We start from the raw sequence: 25,132 nt of genomic DNA on the forward strand, positions 1-25,132 counted from the left end.
CGTCATGTCCTCTGAACCGACCGGCCCCGCGGGCCCTGCCGTCGCGCGGCCGCGACTGACGGCGAGCGTGCCGTGCCTGGCGCCGCCGCCCTGGGCGACATCGCAACGAGCGCTGTTCGAGCTGCTCGACCAGGGCTGGCGACGGTTCTCCGAGGCCTACTGCAATCCCGACGGATCCCTGCGCTACGAGCAGGAGTTGAGTTCCCGAGACGGCGCGGACGACTTCATGGAGGCCTTCTTCAACTGGCCCCAGCTGTACCTGCTCGGCGGAGCGGACGACCTGTTGCCCGCGGCTGCGAGGCACTGGCACGGGGTGGCCGGGCAACTGACCCGGCTCGGCATGTACCGCGACGAGTTCGAGATCGGCTACGACTGGTTTCACCAGGGCGAGAGCCTGCTGTTCTTCTACTTCCTCACGATGGCCGATCCGCAGGCGTGGCAACAGCGTGCGGCCCGGTTCGCCGATCTCTACCTCGATCCGGCCTGCGGCAACTACGATCCCGAGCGGCGCATCATCAAGGCCCCGCACAACGGCAGCGGCGGCGCACGCGAGGGTGTATCGGATTCGCCGAGCTACCCGTGGACCGAGGCCGAGGCGGCGCAGTACGGATACCCGCTGGATTGGCTGATCGATCCGATGGCGCCGGTGCCGCCGCTGGCCGAGGACCCGCGGCTGGGCGAGCAGATGCAGCAACGGCTGGGACGCGGCGACGCGGTGGGCAACCTCAGTGTCGCGGGCCTGGTCCTGAATGCCTTCCTAGCCACCGGCGAGCACCGTTTCGCGGACTGGCTCGGCGAGTACGTCGGTGCGTGGAAGAAACGCGCGGAAGCCAACGACGGGCTCATTCCCGACAACGTCGGCCTCGACGGCGTCGTCGGGAGCCAGCTGGAGGGCCGCTGGTACGGCGGTCACTACGGCTGGAGCTGGCCGCACGGGATGTACAGCCTCGCGCAGGCCGCCCTGGTCGGCGCCATGTCCGCAGCGCTGGCCCGGCGCGACGACTCGTTCCTGGACATGCCTCGCGCCCTGCTGGACGCGGTCATCGCCCAGGGTCGACAGGGGCGTTTCGCCGACAGCGACTCGAGCATCGCGCCGCGCTGGCGGGCCCACCTCGGCGACGCGATCGACACCGATACGCTGCTGGTGCCCTACCGGCACAGTGACAAGGGCTGGTTCGACTACAACCCGGTGCAGGCCTCGGTTCCGCTGGCGCTCTGGCATCACAGTGATGACGCCGCCGACAGGGCCAGACTGGATGGGCTGCGTGCGGCCAGCGGGTACGACTGGGCGAGCGTGCGGCCGTTTCGGGACAAGGAGGAAGCCGGTCACGAGGAGCCGTGGTACGCCTACCTCGCCGGCGACAACCCCGACTATCCCGAGCAGATTCTGGCCGCGGCCCAGATTCAGGCCCGGCGCCGCCTCGCGCTGCTGGAGACCCACGCCGGCCGAGAGCTCGCCGAGGCCGACATTCACCTGTGGCAGAACGTCAATCCGGTCGTCACCGAGGCCTTGGTACAGCTGACCTGGGGCGGCCCGCAGGTCGTCTACAACGGTGGTACCCAACAGGCGCGGGTTCGCTATTTCGATCGATCGGCCAACGGGGGCGTGCGTCCGGGTCTGCCACAGGACGTGGCCGCGCTGGTCAGTTCGATCGAGCCGCTCGCTACGACCGTGACCCTGATCAACCTGTCCGGTACGCAGGCACGGGCATTGACCGTCCAGGCCGGCGCGCTGGCCGAGCACGAGATCACGACGGTGACGGCGACACACAGCTGCGCGGAATGGACCGGCAGGGACAGCGAGTACCTGCCGCACGAGCCCGTCGTGCAGAGCAGCGACGTCGACGTCGCCGGCCCGTGGCTGGACGTCGACCTTCCGCCCGGAACCCAGATCACCCTTAGGCTGGCGATGCGGCTTCGGGCCTACCCGCCTTCCTACCGCAGCCCCGCGTGAGCCTGCCCGAGAGAGTGTGAATAGATGAGAATTGCCCGTAGCGGTCCGGCCGGCCAAGAGACTCCGGTCGTCGGGGACGGCGCCGGACGATGGTTCGACGCCGCATCGACGGTGGCCGACTTCGACCCCGCAACGCTGGCCGAGCCGGAGCGGTTGGACCTGCTGGCCCAGGCCCTCGCCGACGGCCGGCTGCCCGAGCTCGCGGTGCCGACCCGATTCGGGCCGCCGCTGTCCGGCATCGGCAAGATCGTCTGCATCGGGCTGAACTACCGAGCCCACGCCGCAGAGACCGGAGCCGCCGCGCCCGCCGAACCGATTCTGTTCCTCAAGACTCCCGACACCGTCGTCGGTCCGAACGACGAGGTGCTCGTCCCGCGGCGCTCGGTCAAGACCGACTACGAGGTCGAACTCGCCGTCGTGATCGGGCGGACGGCGCGGTATCTGGACTCCGAGGACGATGCCGCCGCGGTCATCGCCGGCTACGCCATCAGCAACGACGTCTCCGAGCGCGAGTTCCAGACCGAGCGCGGCGGCCAGTGGGACAAGGGCAAGAACTGTGAGACGTTCAACCCGTTGGGCCCGTGGATCCTGACCGCGGACGAGGTCGCCGATCCGCAGGCGCTGAGCCTGCGAACCTGGGTCAACGGCCAGGCTCGACAGGACGGCACGACCTCCGACATGATCTTCGGCGTGAATCACCTCGTGTGGTACCTGAGCCAGTTCATGGTTCTGCGGCCGGGTGATGTCATCAACACCGGCACTCCGGCGGGGGTCGCGATGGGCGTCAACGACTTCGCCTATCTGCGGGCCGGTGACGTGGTCGAGCTGGAGATCGACGGCCTCGGCCGTCAGCGCCAGACCCTCGGGCAGGCCTGACATGGGCTCGTTGACGGGCCTGAAGGCGCTCGTGACGGGTGGCGCCTCGGGCATCGGCCTGGCTATCGCGCAGGCCTTCGCCGCCGAGGGCGCCCGCGTCGCGGTGCTGGACCGGGCCGAGAGCCGGCCCGATGCGCTCGGGGCCGACTTCGTCTATCTGCCGGCCGACATCACCGACGACGCGGGCGTGCGTGCGGCGGTGCAGCAAGCCGCCGCCGAACTCGGTGGCTTGGACCTGCTCGTCAACAACGCCGGCATCGGGGCCCAGGGGGCCGTCGCGGACAGCACCGACGAGCAATGGCGGCAGGTACTGGACGTCAATGTCATCGGCACGGCGCGGGTATCGCGGGCGGCGTGGCCGTATCTGGTCGCCTCCGAGCACGCCGCCGTCGTCAACACCTCCTCGATCGCCGCCACCGCCGGTCTGCCGCAGCGTGCCGTGTACTCGGCCAGCAAAGGCGCGGTGCTGTCCTTGACCCGGGCCATGGCCGCAGACGGAATGGCCGACGGTATAAGGGTGAACGCCGTCAACCCAGGCACCGCTGACACGCCGTGGGTCGCGCGGCTGCTGGACTCGGCCGACGACCCGGCGGCCGAGCGGGCCGCTCTGCAGGCTCGTCAGCCGCACGGCAGGCTCGTTGCGGCCGAGGAGATCGCGCACGCCGTGGTCTACCTCGCCTCGCCCGGAGCCGGCTCGACCACCGGAGCCGAGATCGCTGTCGACGGAGGGATGGCCGGCCTGCGGTTGCGGCCTCGCGGATGAGCGGGAGTCGGCCTCGGTGGGAGCACCATCGATGAAGCGCGTCGCCTCGGTCATCGGTCTCCGGCCGGACAAGCAGGCCGAATATCTTCAGCTGCATCAGGCCGTCTGGCCCGGCGTCCAGCAACGGCTGCGGGACTCACACGTCACGAACTATTCGATCTTCCTGCGTGACGGCCTGCTCTTCAGCTACTTCGAATACGTCGGTGAGGACTACGAAGCCGATATGGCCGCCGTCGCCGCGGATCGGCGGACACAGCGCTGGTGGGAACTCACCGACCCGTGTCAGCGGGCGCTGCCCAGCGCCGAGACCGGACAGCGCTGGGTCGAAGCTGTCGAGGTCTTTCGCCTGGACGAGCCGTGACGGCCGGGTCGGACGGCTCGGACGGCTCGGACGGGTCGGACGGGTCGGACGGGTCAGACACCTCGGACGGGGCGGACGAGCTGATCGACGCCCATCATCACCTGTGGGACCTCACGGTCCGCCCGCAGCCGTGGACGGCAGAACTGCCGGTGCTCCAACGATCCTTCGACTTCGCTGAACTTCGACCCCACCTGCGCGCGGCCGGCGTCAGCGGCACGGTCCTGGTACACGCCGTCGCGAGCCTGGCCGAGACGCGGGAGCTGCTCGGCCTGGCGCACACCAATCCCGAAATCCTCGGTGTGGTCGGGTGGTTCGACCTTCGGTCACCTGATCTGGCAGCGACGTTGCAGGCGACGCGGCAGGGCCCCGGCGGGGACCGGCTGGTCGGAGCCCGGCACCAGTTGCAGATCGATCCCGACCCGCGGTGGCTGTCCCGCCCCGAGGTGATCAGCGGCCTCGCGGTCCTGGCCGAGCACGGGCTGAGCTACGACCTCGTGGTCTCGCCCGAGCAGCTGCCGCTGGTCACTTCCGTGGTCCGGCAACTGCCGCAGGTGCGTTTCGTACTCGACCACGGGGGTAAACCACCGATCGCCGGCGGCGACCTGAGCGACTGGTCCCGTGACATCCACGCGCTGGCGCTGGCCGACAACGTCGCCGTGAAGCTGAGTGGTCTGGTCACCGAGGCCGACTGGGCGAGCTGGACGGTGGACGAGCTGGCCCCAGCCGTGAAGCACCTTCTGTCCTGCTTCGGGCCGAACCGCAGCATGATCGGATCCGACTGGCCGGTGTGCCTGCTCGCTGCCGACTACCTCCACGTCATCGAAGGCACGCGGTCGCTGCTCACCGAGCTGGACGCGGCCGATCGGGCCGCGGTGCTGTCGGGCACCGCCCGCGACTGGTACCGGTTGAGCCGATGATCACCCGCCGTCTGGGCCGAACCGCGCTCACGGTCTCCGCGCTCGGATTCGGGGCCGCGTCGCTGGGCAATCTGTACCGCCCCGTCGATGAGGACACCGCGTTCGAGGCCGTGCAGACCGCCTGGGCCGCGGGTATCCGCTACTTCGACACCGCACCGCATTACGGTCTGGGTCTGTCCGAGCGCCGGCTCGGTGACGCGCTGGCCGGCCGTCCCCGCGGCGAGTTCGTGCTGTCGACCAAGGTCGGCCGGCTGCTGGAACCGAACCCGTCGCCGAGCGGATCCGATCTGGCCGGCAACGGCTTCGACGTCCCGGACGATCTCCTGCGGCGGTTCGACTTCAGTGGCGACGGGGTCCGCCGGAGCCTGGACGAGAGCCTCGGCCGGCTCGGACTGGACCGGATCGACGTCGTCTACGTCCACGATCCTGACGAGTACGTCGACCAGGCGATCATGCAGGCGATACCGGCGTTGATCGACCTGCGCGACCAAGGGGTGATCGGTGCCGTCGGGGTCGGCATGAACCAGTGGCGGGCGCCGCTTCGGATGGTCAGCGAGACCGACCTCGACGTGGTGATGCTGGCGGGCCGCTGGACCCTGCTCGACCGCTCGGGGCGGCCGCTGCTGGACGCCTGCGCCGAGCGCGGGATCTCGGTGGTGGCCGCGGCGCCCTACAACTCCGGACTGTTGTCGACCGCCCGGCCGCCCGCCGACGCCATGTACGACTACCAGCCGGTGCCCGCCGCTGTGCTTGCCCGCGCGAACCGGCTGGCCGATATCTGCCAACGGCACGCGGTGGCGCTTCCGGAGGCGGCCATCCAGTTCGGCCTGCGGCACCCGGCGGTCGCCTCCGTGGTGGTCGGCTGCCGGACGCCGGAGCAGGTGCACTCGACCGCCGAGCGATACCGCCGCGAGATCGACGAGCAGACCTGGTCGGAGCTAGAGGCCTGAGCTAGCTATCGGACGAACGGGCCTGAATCCCGGTGCCGGCATACGGTCAGAGTCGTTGGCCGGCCGGTGCGGCGAATTCGTCCACGGCGTCGAGTTCGGCCTGTGACAGCGGCGGTTGGCGTAGGGCGGCGACGTTCGCTTCGAGCTGCGCGACGCTGCTCGCACCGATCAACGCGGAGGTGATCTCAGGCCGGCGCAGGACCCAGGCCAAGGCCAGCTGCGCCAGGGTGCGGTCACCGGCGCGGGCAACCTCGTTGAGCGCCCGCGAGCGCCGCAGGACGTCGTCGGCGGTGGCCTGATCGGCGGACAGAAAGCGGCTGTGCGTCGCCCGCGAACCAGCCGGCACCCCGTCGAGGTACCGATCGGTGAGCCGTCCTTGCGCCAGGGGAGAGAAGACGATCAGCCCCACGCCGCGTCGCGCGGCCGTCTCGATGATGTCCGGCTCGATGTGCCGGTCGAAGAGGGAGTGCACGGGTTGGTCTATGAGCAGCGGGGTGCCCAGGTCAGCCAGGATGCCCGCTGCCCGGTCGAGGACCTCAGCCGGGTAGTTCGAGACACCGGCGTAGAGCGCCTTGCCGCTGCGCACGGCGGTGTCCAGCGCGCCCAGGGTCTCCTCCAACGGTGTGTCGGGGTCGTAGCGGTGGGAATAGAAGATGTCGACGTAGTTCAGGCCCATCCTGGTCAGGCTCTGGTCCAGGCTGGCGAGCAGGTACTTGCGGGACCCGCCGTCGCCGTAGGGCCCGGGCCACATGTCGTAGCCGGCTTTGGTGGAGACGATCAACTCGTCCCGGTGCCGGCCCAGGTCGCTGGCCAGCACCTGCCCGAACGTCGACTCGGCCGCGCCGTAGGGCGGACCGTAGTTGTTGGCGAGGTCGATGTGGGTCACGCCCAGATCGAACGCACGCCGCAAGATGGCGCGGGCGTTGTCCAGCGGGCGGTCCCCACCGAAGTTCTGCCACAAGCCGAGCGAGATCGCGGGCAGCTTCAGGCCGCTGGTGCCGCAGCGTCGGTAGCTCATCGCGTCGTAGCGGTCCTGCGCCGCTCGCCAGGACAGGTCGCGTTGATCCGGGGCGGGGTTGGGCGGCTCGGTTGCGGGCATGGGATCGATCCTGCCCCATCCTCGGGCGAGCGGGGGGCGCGGCCCACCCGCGCGACCGAGCTGCGGGCCGGACGGCATGATGCTGGGCGGGGTCCACGACGGGCCCGGCCGCACCCGGCCAGACCAGGCCAGACCAGGCCGGCCTGCACCTAACAGGGAGTCACACCGTGAGCAGAGCGTTGCTGATCATCGACATCCAGAACGACTACTTCGCCGGCGGGGCGTACCCCCTGGCCGCACCCGAGTCTGCGGCCGAGGTGGCCGCGCAGCTGCTCACGACTTTCCGCTCCACCGGCGAGGCCGTCGTCCACGTCCAGCACGTCTGGGACGAGCCCGAGGCCAGCTTCATGCGCCCGGGAACTGCCGGAGTGGACATTCACCCGAGCGTCCGTCCCCACGGCGACGAGCCGGTCGTGACCAAGGCCTACCCGAACGCGTTCCGCCAGACCGATCTCGATGCGCAGCTGCGCTCGTCGGACGTCGACGAACTCGTCGTCGTCGGCATGATGACGAGCATGTGCGTCGATGCGACGGTCCGCGCGGCCGCCGACCTCGACTACCGGGTCACCGTCATCAGTGACGGCTGCGCGAACCCGGCGCTGGAATTCGCCGGTCGCACCGTCGAGGCCGAGGACGTGCACGCGGCTTTTCTCGCCGCGTTGGGCGACAGCTATGCCACCGTCTGCACCCTGTCGGAGTTCACGGCGGCTGCCCTCTGAGCATTTCGCCTCGCGCCCTCGCCGCGACGGCCGGTGTGGCCGAAAGGGCCAACGATGGCGGTCTGGGGCTTGCCTGCACCGGACACGCGGCTACGGTGAGGCGTGACCGGACACGCCGCCACGCCTTGTGACTCGGGAGTAGGGCCGCGATGTGACAACGTGTGGACGGCGTCTCGGCTTGGTCGGCCGGGCACCTGAGGTTCCTACTGCGTTCGGAGGCAACTGAATGTTCACGCGGATCGCCATCGTCAATCGTGGTGAGGCGGCGATGCGGCTCATTCACGCCGTGCGTGACATCAACGCCGAGGGTGGTCCGCAGATCGAAACCGTCGCCCTCTACACCGACGCCGAACGCAGCGCGATGTTCGTTCGCGAGGCTGATCTCGCCGTTCCGCTCGGCCCCGCGTCGGCGCGGCCGTACATCGACCTTGCCGTGTTGGAGCGCGCGCTGCGCAGTAGCGGCGCGGATGCCGTCTGGGTCGGCTGGGGATTCGTCGCCGAGGATCCGGCCTTCGCCGAACTCTGCGAGCGCATCGGAGTGAGCTTCATCGGCCCCAGCCCGGAGGCGATGCGCCGGCTCGGTGACAAGATCGGTTCCAAGCTGATCGCCGAGGAGGTCGGGGTACCCGTCGCGCCGTGGAGCCGCGGGCCGGTCGACTCCCTCGACGACGCTCGGGCGGCTGCGGCTCGCGTGGGCTATCCGCTGATGCTCAAGGCGACGGCCGGCGGCGGTGGCCGCGGCATCCGGGTCATCACGTCCGAGGACGAACTGGCCGAGGCCTATCAGCGCACGCGCGACGAGGCCGAGCGGGCCTTCGGAAGCGGCGTGGTCTTCCTCGAGCGGCTGGTGACCGGTGCCCGCCACGTCGAGGTCCAGGTCATCGCCGACGGCCAGGGGACCGCTTGGGCCGTCGGGGTCCGCGACTGCTCGGTGCAGCGCCGCAACCAGAAGGTCATCGAGGAGTCGGCCTCCCCGCTACTGAGCGCGGACCAGACCGCGGAGCTCAAGAGCTCAGCCGAACGGCTGGCATTGGCGGTCGGCTATCGCGGTGCGGCCACGGTGGAATTCCTCTACCACCCGGGCGAGAAGTCCTTCGCCTTCCTCGAGGTCAACACTCGCCTGCAGGTCGAGCACCCCATCACCGAGGCGACCACGTCGATGGACCTGGTGAAGGCCCAGATCCACGTGGCCGCGGGCGGACGCCTGGAGGGTGAGCCGCCGGCCGAACTCGGGCACGCGGTGGAGGCCCGGCTCAACGCCGAGGATCCCGACCGTGACTTCGCCCCGGCGCCCGGGCGCATCATGCTGCTCGAACTGCCGGCCGGACCGGGCATCCGGGTCGACACCGGGGTCGCGGAGAACGACGTCATCCCCGCCGACTTCGACTCGATGATCGCCAAGATCATCGCCTACGGCCGGACCCGCAGCGAGGCGCTGGCCCGGCTGCGGCGGGCGGTGCGCGAGACGACCGTGCTCATCGACGGTGGCGCGACGAACAAGAGCTTCCTGCTGGATCTGCTCGACGAACCCGAGGTGATCCAGGCCAGCGCGGACACCGGCTGGATCGATCGCGTGCGGGCGCAGGGCCGGCTGGTGTGGAACCAGCACTCCGGGGTGGCGCTGCTCGCGGCGGGCATCGAGGCCTACGAGGACGAGGAACGCATCGAGGTCACCCGGTTGCTCGACACTGCCCGGGGTGGTCGGCCCCAGGTGCAGCATTCGGTCAGCCGCAAGGTCGAGCTCAAGCTGCGAGGGGTGTCCTACCGCGTGGTGGTGGCGCGCATCGGTCCGCACCGGTTCCGGGTGACCGTAGGGCTGGCCGGCGTGCCGGGAGCCACCGGAGTTACCGAGGCCGGGCGCACCGTCGACACCGAGCTGGAGCGTCTGGACGACTACCGCAGCCGTTTGACCGTCGAGGGTCGTCGGTTCCGCCTGGTGACTGCGACCTCCGGACCCGTGCATCTGGTCGAGGTCGACGGGGTGACCCATCGAGTGAGCCGGGACGAGGGCGGCGTGCTGCGTTCACCCGCACCGGCCCTCGTGGTGGCCACCCCCGCGGCGGTGGGCTCGCAGGTCGCCGCGGGCGCCCCGGTCCTCGTGCTGGAGAGCATGAAGATGGAGACGGTGCTGGCCGCACCCATCGCCGGCACGGTGCGCGAACTGCTGGTGTCGGTCGGCAGCCAGGTCGAGACGGGTGCGCCGCTGGTGCGCCTGGAGCCGGTGGCCGAGCCCAGTGATGTGGCCGCGACCGCCGCGGCCCGACCGTCCGCCGAGAGCAACGAGATCACCCTCGACCTTCCGGTCGCGACCGGGCAGGCCAGCATCCGGGAGCGGCTGGTCGGCGGTCTCGCGGAGCTGACCGCGATGCAGCTGGGCTATGACATCGAGCGCGAGGACGGCCGCGACACCCTGGCCGACTATCTCGCGGTTCGCGCTGAACTCGTCGCCGCCGGAGCTCCGCCGCTGGCGGAGGAGATCGAGCTGCTGCGCGTTTTCGCCGACTTCGCCGAGCTGTCGCGCAACCGGCCGGCGGGCGAGGAACTGCACATCGAGAACCGGGTCCACAGTCCGAAGGAGTATTTCCACACCTACCTGCAGAGCCTGGACCCCGAGCGGGGCGGCCTACCCGAGGAATTCCGCGCCAAGCTCAAGCGGGTGTTGCGTTACTACGGTGTCACCGAGCTCGACCGGACCCCTGAGCTGGAGGAGGCGGTCTTCCGGATCTTCCTCGCGCAACAGCGTTCGGCCCCGGATCTGCAGCTGGTGACGGTGATTCTGCAGCAGTGGCTGGCCGAACCGACACCGACCGACGGGTTGTCCGTCGCCGCCCGCGAGACGCTGGACCGACTGGTGTTGGCGACCCAGCTGCGCTTCCCCGTGGCCGGTGACCTTGCGCGCAGCGTGCGGTTCCGGTGGTTCGACCAGCCGCAGGTCGACCGGGAACGGGCCTCGGTGCTTGCGGGCGTGCGGGCTGAGGTCGAGTACCTGTCCGCCCACCGGGATGCCGCCGACTACGCCGCGCGGGTCGACGCACTTGCCGCGATCCCGGAACAGATCGTGCGCTTCGTGTCCGAGCGACTGGAAGAAGGCGGCCACGACAGCGAGCCGTTGCTCGAGGTGCTCATCAAGCGGCACTACCGCGACCACGAACTGCACGACCTGGCCGACGGGTCGATGTCGGGCCGCCCGGTGGCCATCGCGGACTACACCCTGGACGGGCGCCCGACCCGGTTGATCTCCACGGTCGGCCGCGTCGACGAGCTGGCGCTGGGCACCGATCTCGTGGCCAGCGTCGACGCCCAGGTCGAGGCCCGCGAGCCCGGTCACGAGGTGGTGTGCGACCTGTACCTGTACTGGCCCGACGCGCCGGAGGCGGCCGGTGACGTGGCCGCGCAGCTGGCCGAACGGCTGGGACGATTGCCTTTCGCCGCTGACGTCCGCCGGATCGCCTTGGCGGTCTGCCCGGGTCAGGGCCGCGAGGTCGGGTACTTCACCTTCCGCCCGTCGGTATCGGGGGCCGAGGCGGCAACCGGGGCCGAGGGCACGGTCAGCGTCGTCGAGGACACGCTGGTCCGCGGCGTGCATCCGATGGTCGGCCGGCGACTGAACCTGTGGCGGCTGCGCGACTTCGAGATCACCCGGCTCGAAGCGCCCGAGGACGTCCTGCTCTATCACTGTGTCGCCCGCGGCAACAAGGCAGATCAACGGTTGGTCGCCCTGGGGCAGGTCCGCCAGGTCGCGGTCATCAGGGACGACAAGGGCCGGGTCAGTTCGCTGCCGCACGTCGAACGTTCGATCGCCAACTGCCTGGAGGCGATTCGGCGAGCCCGGACTGCCTTCGGTTCCGGGGGTGCGCGGCTGGACATGAACCATGTCTGGATCCACCTGTGGCCCGTCATCAGCGCCGAGCTGGATCAGCTCACCGCGCTGCAGCAGAAGATCGCGCCGCTGACCGTGGGCGCCGGAATCGAGGAAGTACTGGTGCAGGGCCGCGTCGGCGCCGAGGACGGCAGCGTGCTGCCAATCGCCGCCCGGTTCTTCTACCAGCAGGGCTCAGGCGTTGTCACGCGCATCACCGAACCGCCGAGCGAGCGGCTGCGCCCGCTGGACGACTACGCGCAGAACGTCCTGCGGGCCCGCCGGCGGGGGACGGTTTATCCCTACGAACTCAGCGGGATGGTCGCCGGGCGGGGCGGCAGTTTCGTCGAGTACGACCTGAGCGACGCGACCGACTCACCGGAACTGGTGCCCGTGAACCGGCCTGCCGGGCTGAACAAGGCCGGTCTGATCGCCGGGGTGGTCAGCACGCCGACAGCGCTGTACCCCGAGGGAATCACCCGGGTGATCCTGGCCGGTGACCCGACGAAGGCGCTGGGAGCGGTGTCGGAGAACGAGTGTGTCCGTATCATCGCCGCGCTCGATCTGGCCGAGCGGATGTCGGTCCCGCTGGAGTGGTTCGCGTTGTCCGCCGGGGCCCGGATCTCGATGGACTCGGGCACGGAGAACATGGACTGGGTCGCGCGGGCGCTCAAGCGCATCGTGACCTTCACCCAGGCCGGCGGCGAGATCAACGTCGTGGTGGCCGGTATCAACGTCGGCGCTCAGCCGTACTGGAACGCCGAAGCCACAATGCTCATGCACACCAAGGGCATTCTCGTCATGACGCCCGACAGCGCGATGGTGCTCACCGGTAAGCAGTCGTTGGACTTCTCCGGCGGCGTCTCGGCCGAGGACAACTTCGGCATCGGCGGCTATGACCGGGTGATGGGCCCGAACGGGCAGGCCCAGTATTGGGCTCCCGACCTCGGGGCCGCGACCAGGATCCTGCTGGCGCACTACGCGCACACCTATGTGGCGGCCGGGGAATCCGGGCCGCGGCAGGCACCGACCGCTGATCCGATCGACCGGGACGTGACCGTCTCGGCCCACGATGCGCCGGGGACGGATTTCACAACGGTCGGCGAGATCTTCTCGGCGAAGACGAATCCGGACCGCAAGAAGGCTTTCGACATCCGCACGCTCATGCGCGCCGTGGCCGACGCCGACCAGCGCAGCCTCGAGCGGTGGGCGGGGATGGCCGACGCCGAGACCGCGGTCGTGCAGGACGCCTATCTCGGCGGCCATTCGGTCTGCCTGCTCGGGATCGAGTCGCGGCCGGTTCCACGCCGGGGCTTTCCTCCCACCGACGGTCCGGATGTCTACACCGCCGGAACGCTTTTTCCCCGTTCGTCGAAGAAGCTGGCGCGGGCGATCAACGCCGCGAGCGGGAACCGTCCGGTCGTGGTACTGGCCAACCTGTCCGGCTTCGACGGGTCGCCGGACTCGATGCGCAACCTCCAATTGGAGTACGGCGCGGAGATCGGCCGCGCGATCGTGAACTTCGACGGGCCGATCGTGTTCTGCGTGATCTCCCGCTACCACGGCGGGGCCTTCGTGGTCTTCTCCAAGGCCTTGAACCCGAACATGACCGTCCTTGCGGTGGAGGGCTCTTTCGCTTCGGTGCTCGGTGGTGCCCCGGCCGCGGCGGTTGTGTTCTCCGGCGAGGTCGACGCGCGCACGGCCGCCGATTCCCGGATGGTCGGGCTGACCGAGCGGATGCGCTCGGCGAACGGGTCCGCGCGGGCGGCGCTGGCCACCGAGCTCGCCGAACTGCGCAGCAGCGTCCGCGCCGAGAAGCTGGGTGAGGTCGCCTCGGAGTTCGATGCGGTCCACAGCATTCAGCGCGCGGTCGAGGTGGGCTCCGTCGACGCCGTGATCAAGGCGGCGGAGCTTCGGCCGCAGATCATCGAGGCGCTGCGGCGCGACCGTGGCTGACTGGACCTGATCGGATCCGACCTGACGTGACCGGCCTCGTCACGTTTCGTCACGGCTAATCGTCATCGCCCCGGGGTCGGCGGTGCGGGCGTCAGCGCCGTCAGCGGGTGGGACGGTGCGCCACTCGCCGTACTTGGGCGCCCGCCCATCGCCGGAGGACTGGTGGCGTAGGCGGCGTTTCACCCATGGCAGCACATGTTCGCGGTAGTAGCGGGCGTTGTCGAGACGGCCGCGACGGGCCTCGGCCTCGACCGAATCGGCCAGCCAGTCCGGGGCCACCTGCGCGCCCAGCGCGGTGAGCACGCGGGCGGCAACCCTTCGGTGGCCGGCGGGGTTGAGATGCAGCCGGTCGGATGACCAGTAGACCGAGCGGCGGATCTCGGTGTCGTTCCAGTTGTCGACGTAGGTCAGGCCGTGGCGCTGACTCAACTCGGCCACCGCGTCGGCCAGCAACTGGCCGTTGGCGTGGATGCGCGCACCCAGCGGCAGATGGCGGGACGGGTCGGGCCCGCTGATGAGCACGAGCCGCACCCCGGCCGCCGCGCAGTCGGTGACGGCGGACTCGGTGAGTCGGACCAATCGGGCGAGGTCGGCCCTGGGGCGCATGATGTCGTTGCCGCCCCCGTTGAGCGTGATCAGGCTCGGCCCGAGGGCCAGGGCGGCCGTGAGCTGATCGGTGACGATGGGCTCCAGCAGCCGTCCGCGGATCGCCAGGTTGGCGTATCGGCAGATCGCTCCGGCTCGGGCCGCCCCGCCGGCTGAACCGGCTGGGCCGGCTGGGCCGACTGAATCGGCTAAGCCACTGGCGACGAGGTCGGCCCAGCCGCGGACGCTACCGTCGGCCTGCTCGTCGCCGACTCCCTCGGTGAAGCTGTCTCCGATCGCCACGTAGCGCACGCGTCCACTCCTCTGCTGGTTCCGGTGCTGGTGGTGTTTTCCGGTGTTCAGCGCCAATCCTGTCAGATTTCGAAGTAGCTCGGAGCCGGACCTAATCTTGAATTAACACGATGTCGGCCGAAGGGCCACACGTGGGCAGTACCGCATCGACGGAGCAGACAGCAGGCAACCATGGTTCCCGGCTGTTCATCGTCTATGCCGTGGCCAGCCTGATCCCGGTCCTGATGCTCGGCCTGGTGTTGGCCGGCAACGAGCGCAAGACCGGCCAGGACTGGGGGCTCACCCAGGGACGTGAGAAGGCCGCCGTCATCGAACAGACCGCGTTGGCGCCCGCCTTGGACAGCGGAGACCTGTCCGAGGGGCTGACCAAGGCCGAGCTGCAGGGGATCAGCCAGGCGACCGACCTCGCGATCTTCTCCGGTTCGGTCACCCGGTTGCGACTGCGGTCCTTCAGCGGTGAGGTGGTGTTCTCCGACGACGGCTCCCGCAAGGAGTCGCTGTCCATCTCCGATGCCGCTTTCCAGACCGCGGTCAACGGGGGGACCAGCGTGCAGGTGGTGGCCGACCCTTCCGGCACCGCCCGGCAGGTGATCAGGGTGCTGGAACCCGTCACGCCCAACAGCAGCGGTCAAGCCACCGGAGTCCTCGAGCTGTACTTGCCCTACGCCCAGATCTCAGCGGCGATCAAGGCCCAGCTCGCGCGCACCTATGTCCGGCTCGGAGTCGGTCTCGGTGCCCTCTACGCCGTCCTGGCCCTCATCTCCTGGTCGACGACCAGGCGGCTGCGCAGGCACGCGGCGGAGCGGCACCACCAGGCCCTGCACGACTCGCTGACCGGACTGCCCAACCGCGAGCTGTTCCGCTGTGCCGCCGACGCCGCGGTGCGCCGCGCGGAACGTGGTGAGACCGGCGCCCTGGTTCTCGTCGATCTCGACCATTTCAAGGAAGTCAACGACACGCTCGGCCATCACGCCGGCGACGCGCTGCTGCAGGTTGTGGCCCAGCGGCTACGGGCCTCGCTGCGCACCGATGACACCGTTGCTCGCCTCGGCGGCGACGAGTTCGGCATCCTGCTGCCCGGCCTGGCCGACGCCCCGCAGGCCGTGGGTCTGCTGAACACGATCCGGGCCGCGCTGGGGGAGGAGATCGTGGTGGACGGCGTCACCCTCAACGTCGAGGCCAGCTTCGGCATCGCGATGTATCCCGCGCACGGCACGAGTGTCGAGCAACTGCTGCAGCGCGCGGATTCGGCGATGTACGAGGGCAAACGCGGCACGGAAGGCGTCGTGGTCTTCACCGAGTCGTCCGCGCCCACTACCAGCCCTGGCCTGCTGATCCAGTCCGAGCTACGGCTCGCGCTCGAAGCCGACGAGCTTGTGCTGCACTATCAGCCCAAGGTCGACCTGTCCTCGGGCCTGACGTTCGGAGTTGAGGCCCTGGTGCGCTGGCAGCACCCCTCGCGTGGACTACTCGGCCCGTTGGAGTTCGTTCCGGCGGCCGAGCAGTCGGGTCTGGTCGAGCCGCTGACCGAATGGGTCCTGCGCCGGGCGCTGGCCGACCAGCAGCACTGGAACCGGCGCGGCGTGGACTGGCAGGTGTCGGTAAACGTCTCGGCCCGCAATCTCAGCTCGGGCAGTTTTCCCCGGAGGGTCAAGGCCATTCTCGAAGCGGCCGGGGCGCGCCCGGAACAGCTGTGCCTCGAGGTTACCGAAACGGCGTTGTCGGCCAATGCCGACGCCGCCGCCGCCGCCATCGTCGAGCTGAGCGGGATGGGCATCGCGATCTCGATCGATGACTTCGGCACTGGCTACACCAGCCTGTGGCAGATTCGCACGCTGCCGGTGGCCGAGGTCAAGATCGACCGTGCCTTCGTCAGCGACGTGACCGAGTCCGACCACGACCGATCGATCGTGCAGGCCATCATCGGGCTGAGCCACGGCCTGGGCTGCACGGTCACGGCCGAAGGTGTCGAGTCCGAGGCCGCGGCTCGTTGGCTCCGGCTGACCGGCTGCGACTCTGCCCAGGGCTTCTATTTCGCACGCCCACGTCCGTGGCCCGAACTTCTAGAGCACCATGCGGGTCTTCCTCCCGTGCCCCTGCCCATCGAGCTGTCCGACCTCTCCGAAACCGTGAGCCTGCCATGATGCTTCACCGATTCACCCCCCACCGTCGACGCGCCACGCTCCTCGGCGTGGCCGGTGTCCTGGCGGCGGCCTGCCTGGCCGGTTGCGCGGGCAAGCCTGTTGTCCGGGCCTCCGCGCCCGCCGCCGTCCAGGCCGACCTCGTGCTGCACAATGCGCTGCCGGCGGCGATTCGTGAATCCGGTGTCCTGCAGATCGCGACCGACGCCTCCTACGCGCCGGCATCGTCGTTCGCCGCCGACGGGCACACCATCGTCGGTTTCGAGCCCGACCTCGGCACCGCCCTGGGTGAGGTCCTCGGGGTGAGGGTGCGTTTCGTCAACCACGCGTTCTCGAGTCTGTCCGCGATGGTCGCCGACGGGAAGACGGACCTCGTCATGAGCGCGATGACCGACACCGTGCAGCGCGAGGAGAAGGTCGACTTCGTCGATTACTTCACCGCCGGTTCCTCGATCGTGGTGCAGCGCGGAAATCCGACCGGTCTGTCTGATCTGGCGAGCCTGTGTGGGCACGTTGTCGCCCTCGAGGCCGGAACCGTCCAGGTCGACCTGGTCCAGCGTGTGCTCAAGAACTGCCCGCCGGACAAGCCGATCACCGTGCACTTGTTCAAGACCAACACCGACACGTTGGTGCAGCTGCGTACCGGCCGGGCCGACGCCGTGCTCAACGACTACCCGCCGGCCGCCGCGTTGGTGACCGACGCTCGCACCGGCGCCTTCTACCAACTGGCCTCAACGGCTCAGTACGAACCAGGTCCGTACGGCATCGCGGCGTCGAAGTCTCAGCCGCAATTGCGCGACGCGGTCGCCCAGGCGTTACGCACGCTGGTCGCCGATGGCCGCTACGCGCAGATCCTGGCCAAGTGGGGGGTCGGCGCCGGGGCGGTCAAGTACGTCTCGCTCAACGGGGGCGCCGCAAGCTGAGCCGAGCGGGTTCCCTGCCGGCCGCTGCGCCTAGTTCTGCAGGTAGGCCAGCACCGCCAGCACCCGGCGATTGTCGGTCTCCGACTGTTCCAGCCCGAGTTTGGCGAAGATGTTGTTGCTGTGCTTGCTGATCGCCTTCTCCGTCACGAACATCCGGGCCGCGATGGCTGAATTGGATCTGCCTTCGGCCATGAGCTCGAGCACCTCCCGCTCCCGGGCGGTCAGGCTGGCAAGCGGCCGGTCGGCCTCGCGGCGGGCCAGCAGGGCCGAGATCACCTCAGGATCCATGGCGGTTCCGCCGGCGGCGACCCGCCGGACCGCGTCGATGAACTGGGCGACGTTCGACACCCGGTCCTTGAGCAGGTAGCCGATCCCGCCGGTCCGGTCCGAGAGCAACTCGCGCGCGTAAAGCTGCTCGACGTACTGCGACAGCACCAGGACCCGCAGTCCGACAACCGCCCGACGTGCCTCGATCGCCGCGCGCAGGCCCTCGTCGGTGAAGGTTGGGGGCAGGCGGACGTCGACCACCGCTACGTCCGGACGGTGGGCGATCAACTCCCGAAGCAGCTCCGGTCCGTTGTCCACCGCCGCCACGACCTCGAAGTCGTAGGCCTGTAACAGCCGGATCAGGCCGTCCCTGAGGAGGGCGAGGTCCTCGGCGATGACAACTCGCACGGCAGGCTCATCCTCACCTCGGTCGGGCCGCCGGGCGGGGACTCCAGCGACAACTGCCCATCGAATGCTGCCAGACGTCGCTGGATTCCGCTCAGTCCCGTGCCACCGGCCAGGCTGGCGCCGCCCTGTCCGTCGTCACGTACCCGCAGCTGCAACCGTCCGTCGGCATGGCCGATGTCGATTGCGATGGATCGGGCCCGGGAATGCTTGATGGCGTTGGTCAGGCACTCCGCGACCGCGAAGTATCCGGCCGACTCGACCGGTGCCGGCAGCCGCCCCGGCAGGGCTACCGAAACCGTGGTCGGCAGCGGGCTGGCCAGCGCGAGCGCGCGAACGGCGCCGTCCAGACCTCGGTCGGCCAGCACCGGCGGATGGATTCCTCGCACCAGATCGCGCAGCTCGGCCAGAGCGCTGGTCGTAGCAGCTCGGGCCTCGGCGAGCAGGGACCGGGCTGCCTCCGGGTCACGGGCGAGCAGCTCCTCGGCCAGGCCCAGGCTCATTCCCAGTGAGACGAGCCGGGCCTGTGCGCCGTCGTGCAGATCGCGCTCGATGCGGCGTAGTTCGGCCGCCTGCGTGTCCACGGTCTCGGCGCGCGACGTGGTCAGCTGGGAAACGCGGGCGCGCAAGGCCGAACCCTTCGTCGGTGCCAACAGGCTGACGGCCAGCCGCGCGTAGCCCCGCGCGATCGGAAGTGCGGTGAGCCACCACAGCGACAGGAAGAACAGGCCGATCGGTACGAGCACCAGAGCGTCGGCGAGGTGATTGATGGTGTAGAAGCCGAAGGGCGAGGAGAAGACCTGTCTTGGTGTGACGGCCCAGAGGAACGGGTAGATCAGGTAGAACACCCCAGCAATGAAGAGCGTGAAGGTCAGGATCTGCAGGGCGAATCCCACCGTGGCATTGACCAGCAGCCAGGCCCAGTCCCGCCATGAGGCCGGATCGGTCAGGACGGTGCTGAGTCGCCGCACCGGTCCCGCGCCGGGCGCGCTGCGCAGGTAGGGCCGAGCGATCGGCACGGCCAGCACCCGCGAGGCGTACTGGCGGTGCAGGCCGGCCACCAGCCGAGTCCCGAGCATCGCGGCGAGCAGCAGCGCGATGCCGACGCCGACGAACAGGGTGCTCACCCCGACGATCCAGATCACGAACAGGGCGATCGAGACCTCGGCCAGAACAGCCAGCGGAAGCGCGAGCGCGACGAGAGCCAGCCGCGCACCCAGTCCGTGCGGGGCCCGCGTCTGCGGCGGCGGATCGCTCATGGTTCGTCCATCCTCGTGCATGCGTCCATCCTCGGTGCTGGCGACCGGTCGGGCAGTGGACTTTTCTCCACCCTGGCCGGGGTCCTGGCCCCAGGGTTTTCTTCGACCTCGAGCACCAGGCTCGAGCGTGTGGCCCGGCGACCGGCGCCGAGCTCAGGCGAGGAGGACGACATGGCAACGAATTCGGCAACGGTGCGCTTGGCTCGGTGGAGTGCCCGCCATCCCTGGCGGGCACTGTTCAGCTGGGTGACCTTGGTGCTGGTGTGCTTTCTGGCCGGCGGGGCGGTGGGCACCCGCCAGCCGTCGGATCATCAACTCGGCACGGGCCAGTCCGGCCGGGCCGCGGACTGGATCCGCCAGGCCGGGCTGACCGATCCCACCACCGAGAACGTGCTGATCACGGCACGGTCGGGACCTCTCGACCTGCCGTCCGCGCGCCGGGCCGCCTTGCGGATCCAGCAGGGGATGACGGCGCTGCCCGAGGTCGCCACGGTCGCGGATCCGGTGCTGTCTGCGGATCACACGGCACTGCTCGTGTCCGTGGATATGAGCGGCAGCCCGGACAACGCAACGAACCGTGTCGCGGCGTTGCAAGCGGTGACCTCCCAGGTGCAGCGCGGCAGCCCCCGGCTGGTCGTCGCCGAAACCGGCGGCGCGTCGATCGATGCCGGCGTCAACCGCCAACTCGGCCATGACTTCGGTCAGGCCAGCCGGATCTCGCTGCCCATCACGGTCGCCATCCTCGCGGTGGCGTTCGGAGCCGTGGTCGCAGCCGGTCTGCCGGTGATCCTGGCCTTGTGTGCGGTGTTCGCGGCGATCGGGCTGTCCGCCCTGACGTCCCACCTCATTCCGTCGACCGACACCATCAACGAGGTCATCCTGCTGATGGGGCTGGCCGTCGGCGTCGACTACTCACTCTTCTATCTCAAACGTGAGCGGGAGGAACGGGCTCGCGGCCTGGACCGGTTGTCGGCGATCGAGGTGGCCGCGCAGACCTCGGGCCGAGCCGTCGTGGTCTCCGGGGTTGCGGTCATCGTCTCGATGGCGGGCCTGTTCCTGGCCGCCGACGTCAGTTTCGCCTCGCTGGCGACCGGATCGATCATCGTGGTGGCGGTGTCGGTTCTCGGATCACTGACCGTGCTGCCGGCGTTGCTGGCCAAGTTCGGCCGGGCCGTGGACCGGCCCCGCGTGCCGCTGGTGTGGCGATTGACCAATCGTCGCCAGGGTGAACCCCGGCTGTGGCCCGCGCTGCTCTCGCCTGCTCTGCGCCGTCCCGGGTTCACGCTCACCGTGGTCGTGGCCGCGCTCGCGCTGCTGGCTCAGCCCGCGCTGCACCTGACGTTGCGAGCGTCCTCCTCGGCGCAGTTGCCTCGCACGATCCCGGCGATGCAGACCTATGACCGGTTGACGGCGGCCTTCCCCAACAAGAACACCAGCATCGCCATCGTGGTCCAGGCCCCGTCGCAGTACGCCGGGCAGGTCCGGGCCACCCTGAACTCGCTGGCCCCGGCCTCGGGGGCGCCGTTGCTGTCGCGGGCTTCGGTCGACAGCCTGCGCACCTCGACCGATCGAAGGACGCAGGTGCTGCAGTTGGCGGTGCCCTACCCGTCCTCCTCCGACGGCGCCTCACGGGTGGTCCGGCTGCTGCGCTCGCAGGTGCTGCCCAGAGCCCTCGCCGACCTGCCCGCAGCGCGTTTCGCGGTCGGTGGTGACGTCGCCTCGGATCTGGATTTCGCCGAGCACGCCCAGCAGAAGCTGCCCTGGGTGATGGGTTTCGTGCTCGTCCTGACGCTGCTGATGATGACGATCACGTTCCGCTCGCTGGTCGTCGCCCTCACCGCGATCGGCGTCAACCTGCTCTCGGCCGGATCGGCCTTCGGCATCCTGGTCCTGGTCTTCCAGCAGCACTGGGCCGAGTCCATCCTCGGCTTCACCTCCAATGGAGCGGTCGTGGCGTGGATCCCGATGTTCCTGTTCGTGGTGCTGTTCGGGCTGTCGATGGATTACCACGTACTCGTGGTCAGCCGGATCCGTGAAGGCGTGCGCAACGGGCTGTCCACTCAGGACGCCGTCCGGGAGGGCATCACCCGCTCGGCTGGCGTCATTACGAGCGCGGCGGTGGTGATGGTGTCCGTGTTCGCGGTGTTCGCCACCCTGTCGATGGTGGAGTTCAAGCAGATCGGTGTGGGGTTGTCCGCCGCAGTGCTGCTCGACGCCTTGGTCATCCGCATCGTGGTCCTGCCCGCCGCTATGACTCTGCTCGGACGGGCGAACTGGTGGCCGGGGGAGCTGTCGCGCCGGCCGCGTCGCAGTCAGGACGGGCCGGCTTCCACGCCCGTCTCCGCGGACCGGTTCGTCACCTCGCGGGCGCTGTGACCGATTGATTCCAGCTGGGCGGGTCGTGGGGATACGGGCAACCTTGCGCGCGGGAAGCTCAGGTTTTTCCTACGATCCGCTCAGTTGGGCGGGGCCGAAGCCGATCTTGAGAACATGACCGGCGTGCTCCGTGCACTCACCCCCGACGCGGTAACCGCCGCGGCGGCCGAGGGTGGTGCACCTGCTCTCGCCGTGGGACTTCCGACCGCGATCACCGCGGCTGCGGCCCCCCGCGCTTTCGCGACGACATCGACTGGCGCGACCCTCGACGCCGCGAGGATCTGGACCGTGCGCTGGGCGAACCCGGCCGCTGCGGCGTTGCTCGGCTCCGGCCCGCACGACCTGCTCGGAAACCGATTGCCGGCTGCGTACGCCGCCGCCGCCGCGGACGGGCTCCCGGGTCCGTGGATGCAGGTCGTCTCCGACGTCATCGCGGAACTGATCGATCCCGACGGCGAGGAGTTCGCCTGGGACTGGCACAGCGCGAGTGTTGACACCCCGGACCGCGGGTTGGTGGCCGTACAACTGCGCGTGCGGCCGGTTGCTGAATCCTCCGCCGACGACCCGATCTTCGTGGTCTGGCTCCGGGCGGTGACCGACGGCGAGCGGCGGGCCGAAGAGGCCCAGCGAGAGTCCGAGCATCGCTTCCGGGCCTTGGCCGACCACGCCCCGGTCGGGATCGTCGTGTCCGAAGCGGGCCTGCGGCTGAGCTTCGTGAACAACCGCTTTGCCGAGATCGCGGGCGGACATTCGGAATCGCTGTTGGGTACCGACTGGCTCAAGACCATTCACCCCGAGGACCTGCCCGGCCTGCTGGAGGGCCTGGACGAGGTGCTGTCCGGCGCGTCGCTGGAAACGACGGTGCGGATGATCTCCATCTCCGACTCCCAGCGCTGGGTGCAGTTCCGGCTCTCGCCGGTGACCACGCCCCGGCGCTCGGCCGGTTTCATCGGCACCGTCGAGGACATCACCGCGCGCCGGGCCTGGGAGAACCAGCTCACCTACCAGGCCAGTCACGACGCGCTGACGGGGCTGGCCAATCGGCGGAGCATGGTCGAGGCGCTGACCCAGTTGCTGAGCAGTCGCCGCAGCCGGGACCGGGACGCCGCCGTGCTGTTCTGTGACCTGGACGGCTTCAAGCAGATCAACGACACGCTCGGGCACGACGCCGGTGATCGGGTGCTGATCGAGGTCGCGCAGCGGCTGTCGACGACCGCGAGAGATCATGACCTCGTCGCGCGCATCGCGGGCGACGAGTTCGTGGTGATGATCCGTGAGGTGGGCAGCTACGCCGACGCCGAAGCAGCGGCCGGACGTCAGCTGAAGGCGATGTTGCCGGCGATCCGGGTAGCAGGCCGCGCCGTACACGTCACGGCCAGCATCGGCATCGCGATGGCCCGCGACTACGACACGGCGACGGCATTGCTGCAGGCCGCCGACCGCGGGATGTATGAGGCCAAGCGTTCGGGCACCGGGCTGTACCGCGGCGCGCAGGGTGTGGTGGCCGCGCGTCCGGACCCCGAGGCCTGAGGATGACCGTCGAGGCCGAGCTTGCTCGTTACGTGGTCCCGTCCCGCGCGGGGGCGGCGATTCAGGTGCTGCTGCTTGTCGATGATCCGGCTTCCGGTGTGGCCGACCTGGTCCGGGTGATCGGTTCGGACCCCGCGTTCGCGACGAAGGTACTGGCCCTGTCCAACTCCGCCTACTACGGCCTGAGCGGGCGCGTCGGCACGCTGCAATATGCGGTTTCGGTACTGGGTTTTCAGACCATCCGCGCGCTGGCGGTGTCCATCGCGGCGGGCCTCGACCGACCCGGTGCGGTTCCGGCCGGATTCTGGGAGCAGGCCGCGACCGCCGCTACCGCCGCAAACACCGTCGCGCCGCTGATGGGTGCCAGCTCACCTGACGCCTTCTGCGTCGGCCTGCTGCACACGTTGGGCTCGGCGCTGTTGCATCAGCAGCATCCGTTGCCGCAGCTGTGTCTGCCCAGCCCGGACAACCTCGACGACCTCGAAGAGCGCGAGCACCAGCAGTACGGGATCTCCCACGCCGTCGCCGGTGCGCAGGTGCTCGAGTCCTGGCACTTTCCGCGTCGGCTCTGCGAGTTGATCGCCGGCCATCACGATCTACCGCTGCCCGACGCCGACCCGCTCACCCGCGCCCTGCACGCCGCCCGCACCCTGACCGATCTCGCCTTGAACGCCGAGGCTGACCAGGCGCGAGGTTTCGACGCACTACGTCGGCTCAGCGAGGGACGGTTGACGGTTGCCCACATCGAGCCGATCGTGCGACGGGTGAAAGACCAGTCGGCGGCTTTGCTGGACGGCCTGCGTCCGAGCTGATCGATACTGGAGCCATGATCGCTCGTTATCCCGCGGTTGAGCCGCACGCAACCGGCATGCTCGAGGTCGGCGACGGACACCAGCTGTACTGGGAGACGGTCGGGTCCGAGCAGGGCACCCCGGCGGTCTATCTCCACGGCGGCCCCGGCGGCGGAGCCTCTCCGGGCGCCCGGCGCGTGTTCGACCCGGCGGCCTACCGCGCCGTGTTGTTCGACCAGCGTGGGTGTGGCCGCAGCCGCCCGCTGGCCGACGGTCCGGACGCGGACCTGAGCCGCAACAGCACGCCGGAACTGGTGGCCGATATCGAGGCGCTGCGCGTTCACCTGGGCATCGATCGCTGGGTCGTCTACGGGGTCTCGTGGGGAGTGACCCTCGCCTTGGTGTACGCCCAGGCCCATCCCGACCGGGTGCTCGGACTGGTGCTCGGCGCGGTCACATCCGGTCAGCGAAGCGAAACCGAGTGGATTACCCGGGACATGGGTCGGCTGTTTCCGCGCGAATGGGAGGCGTTTCGCGATCACGTGCCGCCGGCAGAGCGTGATGGTGATCTGGCTGCCGCCTACGCCCGGCTGCTTGCCGATCGTGATCCCGAGGTCTGGCAGCGCGCGGCGGCGGCCTGGTGCGCGTGGGAGGACGTGCACGTCCGTTTCATGCCGGACTGGCAGCCGAATCCGCGTTTCGCCGACCCGGTGTTCCGCAGCGTCTTTGCCCGCCTGGTGACGCATTACTGGAGTCACGGGTGCTTCCTGGCCGAGGGCCAGGTGCTGGCGGGAATGCCCAGGTTGGCGGCTATCCCCGCCGTGCTGATCCACGGCCGTTACGACGTCTCGGGACCGCCTGACGTCGCCTGGCACCTCCACCAGCGCTGGCCGGGCAGCCGCCTGGAACTGCTCGATGACGCCGGCCACGGCGGTGGGAGCTTTCCGGATCGGGTGCTGGCCGCCCTTGACGAGTTCCGCGGACTGGAGCGGCGCCGCTAGCTGGCTCCATGCGTGCACAGCACTGTCCGACACCCGCCGACACCGCCCAACATTGGCGCGACTGTGCGCGACATTGGCGCGACTGTGC

The 25,132-nt window shown here is 69.5% G+C and carries 18 protein-coding genes; 14 read left to right on the forward strand and 4 right to left on the reverse strand.

All coding sequences use genetic code 11. The features are described from left to right. The first annotated feature begins 4 nt into the window (after positions 1 to 4). The 6 genes from M6D93_RS07080 to M6D93_RS07105 are packed head-to-tail and all read left to right on the forward strand — an operon-like array spanning position 5 to position 5,821. A complete protein-coding gene (locus tag M6D93_RS07080; protein ID WP_249773653.1) occupies positions 5 to 1,954 on the forward strand; it encodes a DUF8034 domain-containing protein in 1,950 nt (649 codons plus the stop codon). A 24-nt stretch (positions 1,955 to 1,978) separates the two neighbouring features. Continuing rightward, positions 1,979 to 2,830 carry a fumarylacetoacetate hydrolase family protein gene (locus M6D93_RS07085; RefSeq protein WP_249773654.1) on the forward strand — a complete coding sequence of 284 codons (852 nt, stop codon included), beginning with the start codon at positions 1,979 to 1,981 and terminating at the stop codon, positions 2,828 to 2,830. A 1-nt stretch (position 2,831) separates the two neighbouring features. Continuing rightward, complete coding sequence (locus M6D93_RS07090; RefSeq protein WP_249773655.1) at positions 2,832 to 3,593, forward strand: SDR family NAD(P)-dependent oxidoreductase; 762 nt, start codon at positions 2,832 to 2,834, stop codon at positions 3,591 to 3,593. Between the two features lie 31 nt (positions 3,594 to 3,624). Beyond that, positions 3,625 to 3,954, forward strand: a complete 330-nt coding sequence (locus M6D93_RS07095; RefSeq protein WP_249773656.1) for an L-rhamnose mutarotase — start codon at positions 3,625 to 3,627, stop codon at positions 3,952 to 3,954. Further along, positions 3,951 to 4,871 (forward strand): amidohydrolase family protein, encoded by a 921-nt coding sequence (locus M6D93_RS07100; RefSeq protein WP_249773657.1) that lies wholly within the window; start codon positions 3,951 to 3,953, stop codon positions 4,869 to 4,871. The genes M6D93_RS07095 and M6D93_RS07100 overlap by 4 nt, the downstream gene beginning before the upstream one ends. Next, the gene (locus tag M6D93_RS07105; RefSeq protein ID WP_249773658.1) at positions 4,868 to 5,821 is read left to right on the forward strand and encodes an aldo/keto reductase; all 954 of its coding nucleotides are present in this window, start codon (positions 4,868 to 4,870) and stop codon (positions 5,819 to 5,821) included. Before M6D93_RS07100 ends, M6D93_RS07105 begins: the two co-directional genes overlap by 4 nt. Positions 5,822 to 5,867: 46 nt before the next feature. On the opposite strand, the gene M6D93_RS07110 is transcribed toward M6D93_RS07105, so the two are convergent. Then, positions 5,868 to 6,920 carry an aldo/keto reductase gene (locus M6D93_RS07110; RefSeq protein ID WP_249773659.1) on the reverse strand — a complete coding sequence of 351 codons (1,053 nt, stop codon included), beginning with the start codon at positions 6,918 to 6,920 and terminating at the stop codon, positions 5,868 to 5,870. A gap of 167 nt (positions 6,921 to 7,087) precedes the next feature. Here M6D93_RS07110 and M6D93_RS07115 point away from each other — a divergent pair, with 167 nt between their 5' ends. Together M6D93_RS07115 and M6D93_RS07120 are read left to right on the forward strand one after the other, a co-directional pair. Next, positions 7,088 to 7,639: a cysteine hydrolase family protein gene (locus M6D93_RS07115; RefSeq protein WP_249773660.1), complete on the forward strand. Its 552-nt coding sequence runs from the start codon at positions 7,088 to 7,090 to the stop codon at positions 7,637 to 7,639. Between the two features lie 226 nt (positions 7,640 to 7,865). Beyond that, complete coding sequence (locus M6D93_RS07120) at positions 7,866 to 13,454, forward strand: ATP-binding protein (RefSeq protein ID WP_249773661.1); 5,589 nt, start codon at positions 7,866 to 7,868, stop codon at positions 13,452 to 13,454. A gap of 39 nt (positions 13,455 to 13,493) precedes the next feature. Here M6D93_RS07120 and M6D93_RS07125 read toward each other — a convergent pair whose 3' ends face one another. Then, positions 13,494 to 14,351: an SGNH/GDSL hydrolase family protein gene (locus M6D93_RS07125; protein WP_249773662.1), complete on the reverse strand. Its 858-nt coding sequence runs from the start codon at positions 14,349 to 14,351 to the stop codon at positions 13,494 to 13,496. Between the two features lie 131 nt (positions 14,352 to 14,482). On the opposite strand from M6D93_RS07125, the gene M6D93_RS07130 reads away from it, so the two are divergent. Beyond that, positions 14,483 to 16,495, forward strand: coding sequence for a putative bifunctional diguanylate cyclase/phosphodiesterase (locus M6D93_RS07130; protein ID WP_249773663.1), 2,013 nt, complete (start codon positions 14,483 to 14,485; stop codon positions 16,493 to 16,495). 47 nt (positions 16,496 to 16,542) lie between these two features. Continuing rightward, positions 16,543 to 17,415, forward strand: coding sequence for an ABC transporter substrate-binding protein (locus M6D93_RS07135; RefSeq protein WP_249773664.1), 873 nt, complete (start codon positions 16,543 to 16,545; stop codon positions 17,413 to 17,415). Positions 17,416 to 17,445: 30 nt separating this feature from the next. Here the strand turns inward: M6D93_RS07135 and M6D93_RS07140 are convergent, their stop codons facing one another. Then, positions 17,446 to 18,090 (reverse strand): LuxR C-terminal-related transcriptional regulator, encoded by a 645-nt coding sequence (locus tag M6D93_RS07140; protein WP_249773665.1) that lies wholly within the window; start codon positions 18,088 to 18,090, stop codon positions 17,446 to 17,448. After that, positions 18,042 to 19,346: a sensor histidine kinase gene (locus tag M6D93_RS07145; protein WP_249773666.1), complete on the reverse strand. Its 1,305-nt coding sequence runs from the start codon at positions 19,344 to 19,346 to the stop codon at positions 18,042 to 18,044. The genes M6D93_RS07140 and M6D93_RS07145 overlap by 49 nt, the downstream gene beginning before the upstream one ends. A 171-nt stretch (positions 19,347 to 19,517) precedes the next feature. Here M6D93_RS07145 and M6D93_RS07150 point away from each other — a divergent pair, with 171 nt between their 5' ends. The 4 genes from M6D93_RS07150 (at position 19,518) to pip (ending at position 25,044) form a co-directional block, all read left to right on the forward strand. Then, a complete protein-coding gene (locus M6D93_RS07150; protein WP_249773667.1) occupies positions 19,518 to 21,722 on the forward strand; it encodes an MMPL family transporter in 2,205 nt (734 codons plus the stop codon). A gap of 114 nt (positions 21,723 to 21,836) precedes the next feature. Next, complete coding sequence (locus M6D93_RS07155; protein WP_249773668.1) at positions 21,837 to 23,252, forward strand: diguanylate cyclase domain-containing protein; 1,416 nt, start codon at positions 21,837 to 21,839, stop codon at positions 23,250 to 23,252. 2 nt (positions 23,253 to 23,254) lie between these two features. Further along, entirely contained in the window at positions 23,255 to 24,064 is an 810-nt protein-coding gene (locus M6D93_RS07160; RefSeq protein ID WP_249773669.1) for an HDOD domain-containing protein, read from the forward strand. 14 nt (positions 24,065 to 24,078) lie between these two features. Continuing rightward, a complete protein-coding gene (gene pip, locus M6D93_RS07165; protein WP_249773670.1) occupies positions 24,079 to 25,044 on the forward strand; it encodes a prolyl aminopeptidase in 966 nt (321 codons plus the stop codon). The last annotated feature ends 88 nt before the right edge of the window (positions 25,045 to 25,132 follow it).

The organism is Jatrophihabitans telluris (assembly GCF_023516435.1).
GTDB lineage: Bacteria > Actinomycetota > Actinomycetes > Mycobacteriales > Jatrophihabitantaceae > Jatrophihabitans_A > Jatrophihabitans_A telluris.

Bases quoted from the DNA above. Each gene is read 5' to 3' on its own strand.
- M6D93_RS07080 (WP_249773653.1), top strand. From the start codon at position 5: ATGTCCTCTGAACCGACCGGCCCCGCGGGCCCTGCCGTCGCGCGGCCG.
- M6D93_RS07085 (WP_249773654.1), top strand. From the start codon at position 1,979: ATGAGAATTGCCCGTAGCGGTCCGGCCGGCCAAGAGACTCCGGTCGTC.
- M6D93_RS07090 (WP_249773655.1), top strand. From the start codon at position 2,832: ATGGGCTCGTTGACGGGCCTGAAGGCGCTCGTGACGGGTGGCGCCTCG.
- M6D93_RS07095 (WP_249773656.1), top strand. From the start codon at position 3,625: ATGAAGCGCGTCGCCTCGGTCATCGGTCTCCGGCCGGACAAGCAGGCC.
- M6D93_RS07105 (WP_249773658.1), top strand. From the start codon at position 4,868: ATGATCACCCGCCGTCTGGGCCGAACCGCGCTCACGGTCTCCGCGCTC.
- M6D93_RS07110 (WP_249773659.1), bottom strand. From the start codon at position 6,920: ATGCCCGCAACCGAGCCGCCCAACCCCGCCCCGGATCAACGCGACCTG.
- M6D93_RS07120 (WP_249773661.1), top strand. From the start codon at position 7,866: ATGTTCACGCGGATCGCCATCGTCAATCGTGGTGAGGCGGCGATGCGG.
- M6D93_RS07145 (WP_249773666.1), bottom strand. From the start codon at position 19,346: ATGAGCGATCCGCCGCCGCAGACGCGGGCCCCGCACGGACTGGGTGCG.
- M6D93_RS07150 (WP_249773667.1), top strand. From the start codon at position 19,518: ATGGCAACGAATTCGGCAACGGTGCGCTTGGCTCGGTGGAGTGCCCGC.
- M6D93_RS07155 (WP_249773668.1), top strand. From the start codon at position 21,837: ATGACCGGCGTGCTCCGTGCACTCACCCCCGACGCGGTAACCGCCGCG.
- M6D93_RS07160 (WP_249773669.1), top strand. From the start codon at position 23,255: ATGACCGTCGAGGCCGAGCTTGCTCGTTACGTGGTCCCGTCCCGCGCG.
- pip (WP_249773670.1), top strand. From the start codon at position 24,079: ATGATCGCTCGTTATCCCGCGGTTGAGCCGCACGCAACCGGCATGCTC.